Origin of the sequence: Nocardioides humi (assembly GCF_006494775.1) — a bacterium.
Classification (GTDB): domain Bacteria; phylum Actinomycetota; class Actinomycetes; order Propionibacteriales; family Nocardioidaceae; genus Nocardioides; species Nocardioides humi.
The window spans coordinates 3,720,094-3,735,077 of record NZ_CP041146.1 but is presented as its reverse complement, the minus strand read 5'-3'; the positions used below and the strand labels follow the sequence as shown (position 1 = coordinate 3,735,077).

The 14,984-nt window shown below is 73.2% G+C and carries 17 protein-coding genes; 4 read left to right on the top strand and 13 right to left on the bottom strand.

Annotation, left to right across the window (positions count from 1 at the left end):
* Position 1: 1 nt before the first annotated feature.
* The 3 genes from FIV44_RS33280 to FIV44_RS18200 are packed head-to-tail and all read right to left on the bottom strand — an operon-like array spanning position 2 to position 2,272.
* Positions 2-136: a hypothetical protein gene (locus FIV44_RS33280; RefSeq protein ID WP_281285742.1), complete on the bottom strand. Its 135-nt coding sequence runs from the start codon at positions 134-136 to the stop codon at positions 2-4.
* Complete coding sequence (locus FIV44_RS18205) at positions 127-1,056, bottom strand: phosphotransferase family protein (protein ID WP_219996073.1); 930 nt, start codon at positions 1,054-1,056, stop codon at positions 127-129. The genes FIV44_RS33280 and FIV44_RS18205 overlap by 10 nt, the downstream gene beginning before the upstream one ends.
* A gap of 7 nt (positions 1,057-1,063) precedes the next feature.
* The gene (locus FIV44_RS18200) at positions 1,064-2,272 is read right to left on the bottom strand and encodes an acyl-CoA dehydrogenase family protein (protein ID WP_141005677.1); all 1,209 of its coding nucleotides are present in this window, start codon (positions 2,270-2,272) and stop codon (positions 1,064-1,066) included.
* Positions 2,273-2,369: 97 nt separating this feature from the next.
* Here FIV44_RS18200 and FIV44_RS18195 point away from each other — a divergent pair, with 97 nt between their 5' ends.
* Together FIV44_RS18195 and FIV44_RS18190 are read left to right on the top strand one after the other, a co-directional pair.
* Positions 2,370-3,947, top strand: a complete 1,578-nt coding sequence (locus FIV44_RS18195) for an FAD-dependent oxidoreductase (RefSeq protein WP_141005676.1) — start codon at positions 2,370-2,372, stop codon at positions 3,945-3,947.
* Positions 3,944-5,140, top strand: a complete 1,197-nt coding sequence (locus FIV44_RS18190) for an NAD(P)/FAD-dependent oxidoreductase (protein ID WP_141005675.1) — start codon at positions 3,944-3,946, stop codon at positions 5,138-5,140. Before FIV44_RS18195 ends, FIV44_RS18190 begins: the two co-directional genes overlap by 4 nt.
* Here FIV44_RS18190 and mftF read toward each other — a convergent pair.
* From mftF to mftA, 7 genes are read right to left on the bottom strand one after another with little or no spacing between them, the layout of a single operon-like run.
* Positions 5,023-6,690, bottom strand: coding sequence for a mycofactocin biosynthesis glycosyltransferase MftF (gene mftF / locus FIV44_RS18185; RefSeq protein WP_246086486.1), 1,668 nt, complete (start codon positions 6,688-6,690; stop codon positions 5,023-5,025). The two genes, FIV44_RS18190 and mftF, sit on opposite strands and share 118 nt — an antisense overlap.
* Entirely contained in the window at positions 6,687-7,436 is a 750-nt protein-coding gene (locus tag FIV44_RS18180; protein ID WP_141005674.1) for a mycofactocin-coupled SDR family oxidoreductase, read from the bottom strand. The genes mftF and FIV44_RS18180 overlap by 4 nt, the downstream gene beginning before the upstream one ends.
* Entirely contained in the window at positions 7,433-8,125 is a 693-nt protein-coding gene (mftE, locus tag FIV44_RS18175; protein ID WP_141005673.1) for a mycofactocin biosynthesis peptidyl-dipeptidase MftE, read from the bottom strand. The genes FIV44_RS18180 and mftE overlap by 4 nt, the downstream gene beginning before the upstream one ends.
* A 5-nt stretch (positions 8,126-8,130) precedes the next feature.
* Positions 8,131-9,387 carry a pre-mycofactocin synthase MftD gene (gene mftD / locus FIV44_RS18170; RefSeq protein WP_141005672.1) on the bottom strand — a complete coding sequence of 419 codons (1,257 nt, stop codon included), beginning with the start codon at positions 9,385-9,387 and terminating at the stop codon, positions 8,131-8,133.
* 11 nt (positions 9,388-9,398) lie between these two features.
* Complete coding sequence (mftC, locus tag FIV44_RS18165; protein WP_141005671.1) at positions 9,399-10,646, bottom strand: mycofactocin radical SAM maturase; 1,248 nt, start codon at positions 10,644-10,646, stop codon at positions 9,399-9,401.
* Positions 10,643-10,924 carry a mycofactocin biosynthesis chaperone MftB gene (gene mftB, locus FIV44_RS18160; RefSeq protein ID WP_141005670.1) on the bottom strand — a complete coding sequence of 94 codons (282 nt, stop codon included), beginning with the start codon at positions 10,922-10,924 and terminating at the stop codon, positions 10,643-10,645. The genes mftC and mftB overlap by 4 nt, the downstream gene beginning before the upstream one ends.
* Positions 10,925-10,955: 31 nt before the next feature.
* Complete coding sequence (gene mftA, locus FIV44_RS18155) at positions 10,956-11,057, bottom strand: mycofactocin precursor MftA (protein WP_141005669.1); 102 nt, start codon at positions 11,055-11,057, stop codon at positions 10,956-10,958.
* Positions 11,058-11,147: 90 nt separating this feature from the next.
* Between mftA and mftR the strand changes: the two genes are divergently transcribed.
* Complete coding sequence (mftR, locus tag FIV44_RS18150; protein ID WP_141005668.1) at positions 11,148-11,753, top strand: mycofactocin system transcriptional regulator; 606 nt, start codon at positions 11,148-11,150, stop codon at positions 11,751-11,753.
* Here mftR and FIV44_RS18145 read toward each other — a convergent pair.
* The 3 genes from FIV44_RS18145 to FIV44_RS18135 form a co-directional block, all read right to left on the bottom strand.
* On the bottom strand, positions 11,707-12,219 hold the full coding sequence (locus FIV44_RS18145; RefSeq protein ID WP_141005667.1) for a hypothetical protein: 513 nt from the start codon (positions 12,217-12,219) through the stop codon (positions 11,707-11,709). The genes mftR and FIV44_RS18145 overlap by 47 nt on opposite strands.
* Positions 12,220-12,234: 15 nt before the next feature.
* Positions 12,235-13,704, bottom strand: coding sequence for a DHA2 family efflux MFS transporter permease subunit (locus FIV44_RS18140; RefSeq protein ID WP_141005666.1), 1,470 nt, complete (start codon positions 13,702-13,704; stop codon positions 12,235-12,237).
* Positions 13,705-13,990: 286 nt separating this feature from the next.
* Positions 13,991-14,257, bottom strand: coding sequence for a hypothetical protein (locus tag FIV44_RS18135; RefSeq protein ID WP_141005665.1), 267 nt, complete (start codon positions 14,255-14,257; stop codon positions 13,991-13,993).
* Between the two features lie 125 nt (positions 14,258-14,382).
* Between FIV44_RS18135 and FIV44_RS18130 the strand changes: the two genes are divergently transcribed.
* Positions 14,383-14,967 carry a carboxymuconolactone decarboxylase family protein gene (locus tag FIV44_RS18130; protein ID WP_141005664.1) on the top strand — a complete coding sequence of 195 codons (585 nt, stop codon included), beginning with the start codon at positions 14,383-14,385 and terminating at the stop codon, positions 14,965-14,967.
* Positions 14,968-14,984: the final 17 nt, after the last annotated feature.

The following is a 14,984-nucleotide window of genomic DNA, read 5'->3' as shown; positions in this document are numbered from 1 at the left end:
CTCACCCCTTCAGCGGGCCGAGGGAGAGTCCCGCGGCGAGGAACGGCCCGACCGCCTCGCCCGCCGTCCTGTGCCCGTCGCCCGCGCCGGCGCCCGCCCGGAAGCGGTGGTCGATCCCGGCCGCGATCACGGCCACCTTGTAATAGCCGAGTGCGCGGTGGACCGTCCAGTCCCGCAGGGGCGCGCCGTCGGCGGCCTCGTAGGCAGCGGCGATTCCGTCGGGGCCGGGCAGGAGCGGGCTGGTCCAGGCGCACGGCTCCCCACGATGAGGTCGAACGCGGGGTCGCGGTAGGCGCACATCATCGCCACGTCGGCGACGGGATCGCCGATCGTGGACAGCTCCCAGTCGAGCACCGCGGCGACCTGCACGTCGCCGGGCTCGATCTGCAGGATGGTGTTGTCGATCCGGTAGTCGCCATGCACCACCGCAGCCGCGTGCTGCTCGGGAAGCGCTCCGGACAGCCGGTCCTCGAGCTCTGCGGCGGCCGCGCGGGCACCCGGATCCGCGGGCGCCACCAGGTCCCACTGACCGCTCCACCGCCGCAGCTGGCGCGCGGCGTACCCGTCGGGACGGCCGAATCCGCTCAGGCCGACGGCCGCGTGGTCGACCGCGTGCAGCGCGGCGAGGGCGGAGACGAGGGCCTCGACGGTGCGCCCCAGCCGATCGGGGCCGAGCCTGTCGAGCTCCTCCCGGCTCTGCACGCTCGCACCCGCGACGTGCTCCGCCACGACATAGGGGCCGCCCAGGTCGGCGTCGTCCTCGACCGACATCACCTGGCGCGGCACCGGGACCGCCGTGTCCTCCAGTGCCCGGCAGACGCGGAACTCGCGGCCGACGTCGTGGGCGGACGGCGTCCGGCCGGCCCGGGGTGGCGTCCGCAGCACCCAGCGGGTGGTGCCGTCGGTCAGCAGGAAGGTGAGGTTGGACCGGCCGCCGGCGATCCGGTCGGCACGCAGCGGCCCGGCGAGGTCGATGCCCGTGGACACGAGCCGGCGGGAGACCGCGGCCAGCTCGGCGGCGGTCAGGTCCACGGAGGTGGTGGTGCTCGCTTTCATGTCCGGCTCACCCCGCGTACGGCCGGTCGGCGCGCAGCTCGGCGCGTGCGATGGTGCGCCGATGGACGGCGTCCGGCCCGTCCACGATTCGCAGCACCCGCGCCCAGGCGTAGAAGTAGGCGAGCGGCGTGTCGTCGCTGACGCCCGCGGCGCCGTGAACCTCGATCGCCCGGTCGATCACGCGCAGCGCCGCGGCGGGCGCGGCGATCTTGATCTGGGAGATCTCGGTGCGGGCGCCCTGCGCGCCGCGCTCGTCGATGAGGGCCGCGGTGTGCTGCACCAGCAGCCGGGCCTGGTCGATGTCCATCCGGGAGTCCGCGATGTGCTGCTGCACGACCGGGTTGTCGGCCAGGGGCGCACCGAAGGCGACCCGCTGCTGGGCCCGCCGCACCATCAGCGCCAGCGCTCGCTCCGCCATGCCGATGGCGCGCATGGCGTGGTGGATCCGGCCGGGGCCGAGACGCGCCTGGGCGATCGTGAAGCCGTCGCCCTCCGCCGCGAGCAGGTTGGCCGCGGGCACCCGGACGTCGTCGAAGACCAGCTCGGAGTGCCCGTGCTGGTCCTGGTAGCCGAAGATCGGCAGGTGCCGCTCGATGGACAGCCCGGGCGTGTCCCGGGGCACCAACAGCATCGACTGCTGGCGGTGCGGCGCGGCGTCCGGATCGGTCTTGCCCATCACGATGAAGATCTCGCACCGCTCGTCGGCGACGCCGGTGATCCACCACTTGCGGCCGTTGACGACGTACTCGTCGCCGTCGCGACGCATGGTCATCGCGATATTGGTGGCGTCCGACGACGCGACATCGGGCTCGGTCATCGCGAACGCCGAGCGGATCCGGCCCTCCAGCAGGGGCTCCAGCCAGCGCCTACGCTGCTCGTCGGTCGCGAACAGCGCGAGCGTCTCCATGTTGCCGGTGTCGGGAGCCTGGCAGTTGATCGCCTCGGGTGCGATCACCGGCGACCAGCCGGTGATCTCCGCGATCGGCGCGTACGCCGCGTTGCCGAGCCCCGAGGCCGACGGCAGGAAGAGGTTCCACAGGCCGCGCTCGCGCGCCGACGCCTTGAGGTCCTCCATCACGTCGGGGTAGCTGTGCGCGCCGTGCTCACGCAGGTGCGCGGCCCAGACCGGCTCCGCGGGGAAGACCTCCTCCCGCATGAACGCCCACATCCGCTCCTGCAGCTCGGTGTCGCCCACCGGCTGTGCCTGCTCGCCCATCGTCTGCTGACCTCCTGGTCGCGGTCCATTGCGGATTAAATCTACCGACGTTAGATTGCTGGGGTCGTTGTCTCGCGATTCGAGTCAGGAGTTCCCCATGGACAAGCTCACCGTCGACGTCGTCTGCGTCGGGTCCGGCGTCGGAGGCTGTGCCGCGGCCGCCACGGCGGCGCACGCCGGCGCGAGCGTGCTGCTGGTCGAGAAGGCCTCCCTGGTGGGCGGCGTGACGGCGTACTCCGGCGGGCAGGTGTGGATCCCCGGGACCCGCCAGCAGGCCGAGCTCGGGATCACCGACACCGTCGAGGACGGCATCGCCTATCTCGAGGAGCTCGCGGGCGGCTGGGGCGACCCCGAGCGCACCGCCAACCTGGTCCGCGCCGCGAAGGAGGCGCTGGAGTACTTCGAGGCCGAGCACGGCTTCGCGGCCCGCGTCATCAAGGACCTCCCGGACTACTACTACCCGCACTTCCCTCACGCCGCCGCCGACGGGCGGTACGTCGAGCCCGAGGAGATCGACCTCGAGACGCTCGGCGAGCTGGGCCCGCTGCTGCGCCGCTCTCCCATCGGGTCCAGCGGCGGCGGCCTCGGCAAGGACGGCGTCGACGGCAGCGTCGGCGGCCGATTCGTGCAGATGGGCGAGGGACTCGCCGCCCACTTCCTGCACGCCGCACAGCGGGCCGGCGTCGAGATCTGGACCCGCAGCCCCGCCCGGGAGCTGGTCATCGAGGACGGCCGGGTCACGGGCGTGGTCGTCTCGCGCGACGGCGAGGACGTCGTCGTGGCGGCGCGCAAGGGTGTCGTCCTGGCCACCGGTGGCTACGACTGGAACCCGGACCTGGTGCATCGGTTCGAGGGCGTCCTGGACGCGCACGGCAGCGCCGCGCCGGCCGGGATCGAGGGCGACCACCTGGTCATGGCCGCGCCCGCGGGGGCCGCCATCTCCTACCAGCCGGCCTCCCGCAACGTGATGCAGGTCGGTTTCCCGACCGGAATCATCGACGAGGACGGCCACGACCTGCACTCGTCGTACCGGGCCGTCAACCCGCACGAGATCATCGTCAACCGCTCCGGGCGCCGGTTCGCCAACGAGTCCTTCTATCCCGCGCTGTCGGCGGCGATGCAGACCCTCGACGGCGCCGACCACAGCCTGCCGAACTGGCCGTGCTGGCTGGTGTTCGACGCCGCCTACCTCGAGGTCGGCGCCGCCCGGGCGCCGTCCCTCGAACTGGCGGTCAGCGGCGACACCATCGCCGAGGTGGCCGAGGCGGCGGGCATCGACCCGGTCGCGCTCGAGGAGACAGTGACCCGCTACAACGCGATGTGCGCGGAGGGGCGCGACTCCGAGTGGGGCCGCGGCGAGCAGCCGTGGTCGATGGAGCTGTTCACCGACTCCGAGACCACCGCCGACCACAACCCGAGCCTCGGCCCCATCAGCCGGCCGCCGTTCTACGCCGCCCGGATGTCGCGGGTGCAGTTCGGCATCGGCTCCGCGGGGCTCTCGGTCAACAAGGACGCTCAGGTGACGACGTACGCCGGCGACCCGATCGAGGGCCTGTACGCCGTCGGGAACTCGGCCGGGCGCGACGACCTCGGCGCCGCCCTGCAGAGCGGCGTCGCCAACATGAGGGGTCTGGCCTACGGCTATCTGGCCGGTCGGCACGCCGCGTCGCGATGAGCGCGCCGGAGCACATCGTCGTCGTCGGTGCCTCCCTCGCCGGCCTGCGGGTGGTCGAGGCGCTGCGTCGCCAGGGCCACGAGGGGCGGGTCACGCTCATCGGCGACGAGACCCACCTCCCCTACGACCGACCGCCATTGTCCAAGCAGGTGCTGCTCGGCAGCTGGGAGCCGGAGCGGACGGCGCTCACCACGCCCGAGCGGCTCGCCGAGGCCGATGTCGACCTGGTCCTCGGCCGTCGCGCGGTGGCCGCCCATGCCGAGGCGATCCGGCTCGAGGACGGGGCGATCATCCCCTACTCCCACCTGGTCGTCGCGACCGGCGCCCGGGCCCGGTCCTGGCCGGGCATGGCGACCCACGACCGGGTCCACGGACTCCGCACCCTCGACGACGCCCTGCGCCTGCGCGCGGCCCTCGCCGCCGATCCCGGCTGTCCCGTCGTCGTGGTGGGCGGCGGGTTCATCGGCCTCGAGGTGGCTGCCGCCGCCCGCGCCGGCGGCCACGAGGTCACCGTCGTCGAGGCCGCCAGCCGCCCCCTCGAGCGAGCCGTCGGCCCCCTCGTCGGCGATCACTTCGTCCGCCTGCACGCGGCCGCGGGCGTCGTACTGCGCTGCGGGACGGCGATCTCCGCGATCACGCCCGACCCGGACGGCGTCTCCGTGTGGCGCGACGACGGCAGTGAGCTGCGCGCCCGGCACGCCGTGGTCGGCATCGGCTCGGTCCCCAACACCGAGTGGACGGCCGGCCTCGGCCTGGACACGACCGACGGCATCGCCTGCGACGAGGGCGGCCGGGCCGCGCCCCGGGTGTGGGCGGTGGGCGACGTCGCGCGGTGGCGTCAGCGGCCGTTCGGCGACCTCGCGCGCCATGAGCATTGGACGAGTGCCGCCGAGCAGGCCGCCGTCGTCGCCGCCGGGCTCCTCGGCCACGAGCCGAACGCGCCGTGCGACGTGCCGTACTTCTGGAGCACCCAGTACGACGTCAACTTCCAGCTGGCCGGCCGCCCCGACCTCGCCGACAGCGTCGACGTGACCGAGCCCGGTGACCCACAGACAGGCCGCGGCACGCTGTTCACCTACCGCCGTGCGGGTCGGACGGTCGCGGTCGCGGCATTCCACCAGCCGGGCCGATTCCTGAGGCTGCGCCGGACCCTGCAAGAGGAGCTCGCGGCGCCGGCGGCGATCGCGCCTTGAGCGCATCGGACCGCCCGAGAAGGCGGTCTCAGCCCTGCAACCACCGATTCGTCGCATAGCGAGCGAAACGGTGAATCCAAGCGCAGCCTGAGTCCATCGATGTCCGGCTGGTTCGACGCCTCAACGCACGCGGCGAGCTCTGAGACAACGCGGGTCGCGCCGCGTGAGCGCGCCCCACCACAGGCCGGCGCCGTAGGCGAGGTCGTCGAGCCGGCGGGCGAGGAGTGCGGTGCCGGGGTCGACGCCCGGGCGCTCGTGGAGGAAGCAGGCGAGGTCGACGAGGACGGCGGTGAGCAGCGCCCGGCGGACGGGCCGGCTGAAGGGGCGGCCAGGGCGGCGGCCGGCCACCAGTGGCGGAGCAGCAGAGCGCTCTCCTGACGCACGGCCCACCACAGGCCGCGGCCGGCGAGCCGGACCGCGACCCGGGTGGTGTCGGCGGTGTCGTCCTCGGCGGGGAGGTGGCGGCGGAGGGCGCGGGCGGCGGAGGCCGTCACGGCGGCGGCGACGGGGGCGGACCACCAGCGGCGCTGGAGGACGGCCGCGGCGCCGAGGGCCATGGGGAGGGAGAGGACGGCGGGGGCGACCTTGTCACCGTGACGGGCGGCGAGGTCGGCGCCACCCGTGCCGTAGACGAGCTTGCGGCCGAGCCAGCCGCGCAGGGTCGGCCGGACGTCGTGGCGCACCTCGACCGACGGGTCGTAGCGCACGACGTGGCCGGCATCGACGAGCCGCCAGACCAGGTCGACGTCCTCGGCGACGCGCCAGTCGTCCTCGAACCCTCCGATGTCACCGATGTCACCGTTCAGCAGGGCCGTGCGGCCGACGAGACAGGCAGAGGGCAGCCAGCCGATCGCGGCGCCGGGGCGGACCTGGCCGCCGACCCGGCCGAGGTCGAGCGAGGAGGCGACGGCGTCGTACCGCTCGAACCAGCGTGGCCGCTCGCTGCGCGCGAATCCCACGACACGGGGGCCGGCGAGGGCGACGCGGGGGTCGGCGCAGTGGCGGGCCAGGTCGAGCAGTGCGCCGGAGTCGGCCTCCACATCGGAGTCGACGAAGGCGACCAGGGGCGTGCGCACCCGCGCGAGTCCGGCGTTGCGGGCGCCGGCGGGTCCGCGGTTGCGGGCCAGCGGGAGCAGGGCGGCGCCGTGGCGGCGGGCCACCTCGGCGACGGCGGCCGGGTCGTGGGAGGCGTCGTCGACGACGATCACCGGCAGCGGGGCCAGGGCGGCGAGGCAGCGGTCGAGCTGGTCGGGCCGGTCGCGAACGGGTACGACGACGGTGAGGTCGGCCGGCGGCGCGTCGATCCGGTCGAGCACGGGCTCGGCGAGGTTGCCGTCCAGCAGGCGCGCGGCGAGGGCGGCGGTGGCGGGCCCGTCGACCTCCAGCCGGCCGCCGGCGAGCAGCCGCCGCGCCTGCGGGCTCAGCCGGACCACCCGCACCGGCGAGCCGCCGACGAGCACCCGGCCCCGGTCGGCGGTGAGCAGGTCGTCGCGGAGCCGGACCACGAAGCCGTCGGGCAGGGACCGCGCCACGACGTCGGCGACGGTCATGCCGAGAAGCCGCCGTCGGCCTGGACGACGGAGCCGTTGAGGGCGGCGGCCTCGCGGCTGCAGCAGAACGCGAGGGTGGCGGCGATGTCCTCGGGCTCGAGGATCCGCCGCAGGAGCTGGTGGTCGGCGAATCCCTCGACGTCGGCCAGGTCGTACAGCTGCGCGGTGGCGTCGAGCATCGGCGTCCGGGTGGAGCCGGGCGAGACCGCGCAGGCGGTGACGCCGGTGCCGACCAGGTCGGCGGCGAGGCCCTTCACGATGCCGACGACCGCGTGCTTGGCGGCGTTGTAGGCCGCTAGGTGGTACAGACCGTGGTGGGCGGCGGCCGAGCCGACCGCCACGAACCGGCATCCTGCCGGGTCGGGGCCGGCGAGCATCGCCGGCACGCAGGCGGCGGCGGTGTTCCAGACCCCTTTGACGTCGACGTCCCAGAGCAGGTCGAGGTCGGCCTCGGGGGTCTCCCACAGCGGGCGGCCGCCGGCGATGACCGCGGCGGCCGCGACGGCCGCGTCGAGCCGGCCCCAGCGGTCGAGGGCCGTGTCGACGGCTGCCGCCAACGCACGGCGGTCCCGTACGTCGGCCCGGTGCACGAGGACGTCCTCGCCATCGGCGACCCCATCGGCGACGCTGTCGGCGATCTCGAGCTCGTCGACCGCCACCACCTTCTCGCCGCGCGCGACGAGGGCGCGGACCGTCGCGGCGCCGATCCCGCGGGCGGCGCCGGTGACGAGCACGACCCGGCTCACGGCGTACCGCCTCCACCGCCCAGGGCCGCGACGACGTCGCCCACCATCGCGGCGAGCACGGCCGCGCCCTCCTCGGCGCTGGCCCCGGCGGGATCGCCGAGGACGCCGTTGGGCGAGACCGCCTTGACCCCGCCGGCCATCATCAGCGGCAGCAGCTCCCCGAGACTGCCGGTGTTGCCGGGCTCCGCGCGGTCGAGCCGGACGGCGGCGGGTCGCAGGTGCAGCATGAGAGAAGTCTCGGTCCGGCCGGCATGCAGGTCCACCTCCTCGGTCGCGCAGGCGACCCAGGCCACGTCGTGCCCCTCGTCGACCAGCTGGCGCACGGCGCCGCGCAGGGCCGCGACATTGCCGCCGTGGGCGTTGACGAGCACGACCCGGGACGCCCAGGTCCGCATCGACCGGGTGAGCTCGACGACGACGTCGTGGAGCACGCTCGTGCCGATCGAGCTGGTGCCGGGGAAGTCCTGGTGCTCGCCGCTCGACCCGTAGGAGAGCGCGGGTGCGACGAGCACCGAGGCTCCCTCCGCGACCAGGGTCTCGGCCGCGCGGGTCGCCACCTCCGTCGCGATCACCGTGTCGGTGTCGAGCGGCAGGTGCGGCCCGTGCTGCTCGATCGAGCCGACCGGCACCAGCACCGTCGGCCCGGCCGGCAGGCTCGGCGAGGTGGCCGCGGCGAGGTCGGCAGTCATCGCGGTCAGCCCCGCAGGACAGCCGTCTCGGGTACGCCGAGGGCGCGGTCGAAGCCGTCGGGGATCAGCAGGTGCTCGGGCCGCAGCTCGGCGGTCGAGGAGAGCGCGAGCCCGCGCAGGGCGGAGTCGATGCCGCCGGAGAGGACGTCGAGGACGTTCTCCACGCCGGCCTGGCCGTTGGCCGCGAGACCCCAGAGGTACGCGCGGCCGATCAGCACCGCCTTCGCACCGAGCGCGAGCGCCTTGACGACGTCCGAGCCGCGGCGCACGCCGCCGTCCATGACCACGTCGATCTGCTCGCCCACCGCGTCGGCGATCGGGCGGACCATCCGGATCGCGGCCGGCGTACCGTCGAGGTTGTTGCCGCCGTGGTTGGACACCGAGATCCCCGCGACCCCGGCGTCCACCGCCCGCAGTGCGTCGTCGACACGGCACACGCCCTTGAGCACGAACGGCGTCCCGGAGATCTGCGCCCACGTCCGGCGCATCCACGCCACGTCCTCCCACGACGGCGGTGGCGTGGTCATCCACTCGTAGTAGGCGCCGAAGAAGGTCGGCGCCTCCCCCATCTGCCCGTTCTCGCCCGGCGGCGCGAGGTTCGGGGCGGTCAGGTCCGGGAGCCTGCCGGTCGCGCGGAACTCCTTGCCGAACTGCCACAGCCAGCGGCCCTTGGTCGCCACCTTGGGCGCGAGCCGGACCATCGCCTTGAGGTCGACCTTCTCCGGGATCTCGGGGCTGCCCCAGTCCCGGCCCATCGAGAACGACCAGTCCAGGGTGGCGATCAGTCCCTTCGCGCCGGCGTCGTGGGCCCGCGTCATCCGCTGGATCATCGTGTCGCGATCGCCGGTCCAGTACATCTGGAAGAAGGTCGTCGCCCCGGTGGCGGTGACCTCCTCGACGCTCTTGGAGGCGAAGTTCGACAGCCCCATGATCGTGCCCCGCGCGGCCGCGGCGCGGGCGACGGCGACCTCGCCGTCGGGGTGCACCGCCTGGACGCCGGTCGGGCTGATGATCACCGGGCTCCCGATCTGCTGGCCGAACACCGTCGTGGCCTGGGACCGCTCGGGGAGCTGGCCGACGACGTGCGGCGCGAGGCCGAGCTCGGCGAACGCGGCCTGGTTGTCCGCGACCGACTGGCCGCGCTCGGAGCCCGCCACCAGCGCGCCGTACACGGGCTGCGGGAGCCTCTTGCGCGCCCGCTCCTGGGCGACCGCGACGGACTCGAACCAGGGGTTCTGCTTCCAGGGGTTCTCGAGCTTCATCACGGGTCCGTTCAGGTCTGGTCGGGGTCGAAGCCGGCGAGCGGGCTCTCGGCACAGGCCGACACCGGCGGCCCGGACGGTCGATGGGTGAGGAGCTGCAGCATGACCGGCTGGTTGCGGGTGGGCGCGGTCTTGGAGTGGTCCTGGCTCGCGGCGGGAACGACCCGGTCACCGGCCAGGGCGGACTCGCCGTACCCCTGCACGCACTCGGGATCCGGGCCGTCGAGGGGCAGGCCGGTGAAGAACTTCGCGGCCATGCACCCACCCCGGCAGGAGTCGAAGAACTGGCACTTCGCGCACGCACCACCGGTCTGCGGCGAGCGCAGCTCCTGGAAGAGCGCCGAGTCCTGCCAGACCCGCTGGAAGCCGCCGTCGGCCAGCAGGTTGCCGGCGAGGAAGTTGTCGTGGATCGCGAACGGGCACGCGTAGACGTCGCCGACCGGGTCGATCAGGCAGACCACGCGGCCGGCGCCGCACAGGTTGAGGCCGGGCAACGACTCGCCGAACGCGGCGAGATGGAAGAACGAGTCGCCCGTGAGCACGTCCTCGCCGTGGGCCATCAGCCAGTCGTAGAGCTCGCGCTGCTGCTCCGGGAGCGGGTGCAGCTCGTCCCACACATCGGCGCCGCGTCCGCTGGGGCGCAGCCGGGTCAGGCGCAGTGTGGCGCCGTACCGGTCGGCGAGCGCCTTGAACTCGTCGAGCTGGCCGATGTTCTCGCGGGTGCAGACCACCGAGATCTTCGCGTCGGCGAACCCGGCGTCCTGGAGGTTCCGCAGGGCGCGCAGGGCGGTGTCGTACGAGCCCGGGCCGCGCACGTAGTCGTTGACCTCGGCGGTCGCGCCGTCGAGGGAGATCTGGACGTCGACGTAGTCGGTGGAGGCCAGGAAGCGGGCTCGCTCGGGGGTGATCCGCACCCCGTTGGTGGAGAACTTCACGCCGACCTGGTGGTCGACGGCGTACTCCAGCAGCTCCCAGAAGTCCGGGCGGATGGTCGGCTCACCGCCGCCGATGTTGACGTAGAACACCTGCATCCGCTGCAGCTCGTCGATGACCGCCTTGCACTGCTCGGTCGACAGCTCGCGCGGGTCCCGGCGTCCCGAGGACGACAGGCAGTGCGCGCACTCGAGGTTGCAGGCGTAGGTCAGCTCCCAGGTCAGGCAGATCGGCGCGTCCAGGCCGTACTCGAACTGCTGCACCAGGCTCCCGGCCTCCGGGCGCTGGACGGGTCGTTCGGGCGCCCGATCGATCAAGGCGGTCATGCGGCCACGTCCTTCCGGGGACGGATCATGGCGGTCGCGGCCAGCCCGCGCAGGGCCGCCGCGTAGGCGGCGTGCTGGGAGGCCGGGACGCCCGCGTCCTCGAGCGCGGTCCGTACGTCAGGGGCCGAGGCCAGCGCCCGGACGACGGCGACCAGCTCGGGCCGCTTGAGGAAGGTCAGCTTCCGGTTGCCGAAGTGGTAGGCCAGCGCCCCGAACGGCTCCGGGCGCAGCGCCACCGACGGCGAGAGCGTCCACGGCTCCCCCAGCAGTTCATCCATCAGCTCATCCACCGCAGAGTCCTGTGCAGCCTCAGTAGACGCCGCACATGCCGTCGATCGAGACCTCCTCGATGAGGTCCTCGGCGACCAACTCGACCGGGGCGTCCGTGTCGTTCTCGAGCTCGGGGTTCATGGCGATCCTCCTGGGTGTGTGTGGTCCGGCACACACTAATGGCACTCATGGCCAAAAAGGAAGGGGTGGCGCGTGCTAACTTGCGACGCCATGGCCGAACCCACGCGGACGTCGGCGCGTGGCCGCCCCGTCGCCACCAGCCACGCCGCCATCGAGCAGGCAGCCTTCCGGCTGTTCAGCGAGCGCGGGTTCGCGGCCACGACGCTCGACGACATCGCCCGCGAGACCGGCGTCGGACGGCGGACCCTGTTCCGCTACTACCAGTCGAAGAACGACATCCCCTGGGGACAGTTCGACCGCACCCTCGACCACTTCCGGGCGCTGCTCGACGAGCAGCCGGCCGACCTGCCCGTGCACGAGGCGGTCCACCGCGCCGTCGTCGAGTTCAACCGCTTCCCCGCCGACGCCCACCCGCCCCACCGCGAGCGGATGCGGCTGATCCTCACCACGCCCGAGCTCGAGGCCCACTCCGTGCTGAGGTACGCCGAGTGGCGCCAGGTCATCGCCGAACACGTCGCCGCGCGCACCGGCGCCCGGCCCGACGACCTGGTCCCCCAGGTGGCCGGCCACGTGTCGCTGGCCATCTCGCTCTCGGCGTACGACGCCTGGCTGGGCCGGCCCGACGCCGGCGCCGGCGAGCTCCTCGAGCTCATCGACGCTGCCATGGCCGCGCTGCGGTCCTACCTCGACGGGTAGTCCGAAGCGGGCTCGGTGCAGCCGGCAGCGTGGCGGACGGCGGCGCGGCCGCATCGACCGAAGCCCGTGGTCCGAGCGCAGCGAGCGGCCGGGCGGCGAGGTCGATATCCGACACGCTCGGCCCCGTGAGCTCCGTGGCCGGCAGCGTGGCGGACGGCGGCGCGGCCGCATCGACCGAAGCCCGTGGTCCGAGCGCAGCGAGCGGCCGGGCGGCGAGGTCGATATCCGACACGCTCGGCCCCGTGAGCTCCGTGGCCGGCAGCGTGGCGGACGGCGGCGCGGCCGCATCGACCGAAGCCCGTGGCCCGAGCGCAGCGAGCGGCCGGGCGGCGAGGTCGATATCCGACACGCTCGGCCCCGTGAGCTCCGTGGCCGGCAGCGTGGCGGACGGCGGCGCGGCCGCATCGACCGAAGCCCGTGGCCCGAGCGCAGCGAGCGGCCGGGCGGCGAGGTCGATATCCGACACGCTCGGCCCAGTGAGTCAGTGCAGGACGACCGGCGTCCCGCCCGACTCCTCGTCGTCGAGCAGGTGGGACTCCTCGCGCCTGCGCGGCAGGAACGCGACGGGGATCAGGGTGAGGACCAGCGCGATCGCGGCGAGGAGGTACGGCGCCCGGAAGGAGCCGGCGAGGTCGGCCGACGCCTTCTGCTGGTTGGTGAGCACGACCGACATCACCGCGACGCCCACCGAGCTCGCGACCTGCTGGAGCACGTTGATCAGCGTGGAGCCGCGGGCGACCTGGTGGGTCCGCAGCGTCTTCAGGGCGGAGGTGAAGACCGGCATCATCGTGCCGCCCATGCCGAGGCCCATGATGAACAGGAACACGATGATCTGCCAGTACGGCGTGTCCACCGAGGTGCTGAACGCCAGGCCGCCCACGCCGACGATGATCCCGATGAACCCGAACGGCACGATCCGGCCGACCGGCACCTTGTCGGCGAGGGTGCCCGCCAACGGCATCGTCAGCATGGCCCCGATGCCCTGCGGCGCCACCAGGAGACCGGCCTTGAGCACGCTCTCGCCGCGGACCTGCTGGAAGTACGTCGGCACCAGCAGCAGCGCGCCGAAGAACGAGGCAGCGAACAGGAACATGACGATGGTCGCGACGGTGAGGTTGCGGTCCTGGAACAGCCGCAGGTCGAGCAGTGGGTGCTCGGGCCGGAACGCCCAGAACACGAACCCGATGACCAGCGCCAGTCCGATGAGGCCGGGCACGAGCACCTTCGTCGCCGCCACGGTCCCCTCATCGGGGATGCTCGAGACGCCGTACAGGAAGAGCGCGAGACCGGGTGACATCAGCAGCATGCCGATGACGTCGAAGGACTCGCTCGGCTCGGGGGCGTCGCCCGGCAGCGCCCACAGGGCGTAGACGATCGCCGCGATGCCCAGCGGCAGGTTGATCAGGAAGATCCAGTGCCACGAGGCGGCGTCGATCAGCCAGCCGCCGACGATCGGCCCCAGGATCGGTCCCAGCAGCATCGGGATGCCGAGGATCGCCATCAGCCGCCCGATCCGGTGCGGCCCCGCCGCCTTGGTCATGATCGTCATGCCGAGCGGCATCAGCATGCCGCCGCCGAGGCCCTGCAGCACCCGGAACAGGATGAGCGACTCGATGCTCCACGCCGTCGCGCACAGCACCGAGCCGAGCGTGAACAGCGTCAGCGCCGCGATATAGAGCCGCTTCGTGCCGAACCGGTCGGCCGCCCAGCCCGTGGCCGGGATGACCGCCGCGAGCGCCAGCGTGTAGCCGGTGATCGTCCACGCGACCGTGGAGTACGCGTCGACCTCGAACTCGGTGATGAAGGTCGGCAGCGCGACGTTCACGACCGTCGTGTCGAGGATCGCCATGATCGACCCGAGGACGACGACGCCGGCGACCTTGAGGATCTCCGGGGTGATCCGGTCGTCGTCGGCGTTGCCGAGCGACTCGGGACTGGCTGGCGCGGACATGGGCCCTCCATGGGGGTCGAGTGAACCTTCTCCAGAAGGTACAGGGAGGCCCGGACAGCCCTCGGGGCGAGGGTCCACCAGGCCCCGGCGGTCCCCGGAGCTCGCGTACAGAGATTCCGCCAGTAGGTGGCGGCGTCGCGAGCGTCGCGAGGCGCGTGCGATGGCAAAGGCCACTTCGTTCAGACCTGGACGCGAAGGCAGGCTGGATCGCCTTCCGAGAGGCCGCAACGCCGCCAGTGTGCGTGCGTCGCGGCGCGCAGCAGGCGGCACCTGCTGGCGGAATCTCTCAGTCGGACCGCGCGGACGCCACCATCGTCGCGGCCGCCCGAACCAGTCGGGCACGGTGCAGACCGGTGGCGGTCTCGGCGATCACCAGCAGCGCCATGACGACCTCGAGCAGGCCGGCGCAGAGCTCCTCGAAGCCTCGCGGCAGCTCGTCGGCTCCCTGGGTGATCGTGCGCGCGAAGAGCTCCGCGTCGGCGTCCGCCGCGCCCCCCAGCGCCAGGGCGGTCACGACGCGCATCGCCGCGTCGACACTGGCGTCTGACGACACGCGCGGCTCCCTTCGGTCACGGCCGGCCACCGGGCGCGGACTTCGCGGCATCGGGCCCTCCGGGTGTTTAGTATAGCTGAACACCCCCCGATGGCCCCGGCGTCGCCGGGGAGAGGAGCACATCCATGGCCATGGTCCCCCTCACCGCGGACGACGACTTCGCCGCGGCCGACCGCCCGGTGCTGGACGCGGGCGTGAGCGCCTACGGGCAGATCCTCCACACCTGGTCCGCGATCGGGAACAGCCCCGGCCTGCTCTCGGCGTACCTGCCCTTCGTACGTCGCGTCGCGGGCCCCGGACGCCTCGACCAGCGCATCAAGGAGCTGACGGCCGTTCGCGTCGCCGTCCTCAACCACTGCCGCTACACCGCGAGCCACCGCTGCACCTCCGCGGTCAAGGCGGGGGTGCGGGAGGACGAGCTGGTCGCTGTCGCGCGAGGCTCGTTCGACCGGTTCGACGAGCGTGAGCAGGTCGCCCTCATGCTGGCCGAGGAGATGACGATCGCGCCCCCTGTCGTCCCGTGGGAGATCAGTGCGAGTGGCATCACGGCGGACCTGCGCACCCGGGCGCAGCAGCTGTTCGACCCTGCCGAGCTGGTCGAGCTCGCCATGGGCATCGGCCTGTGGAACGCCCTGGCCCGGTTCCATCGCTTGATGGAGTTCGAGCTCGACCTGCCGGACGCACCTGCGGGTGTCGTCGAGCACCTCTGACCCTCAGGGCGAGCGCG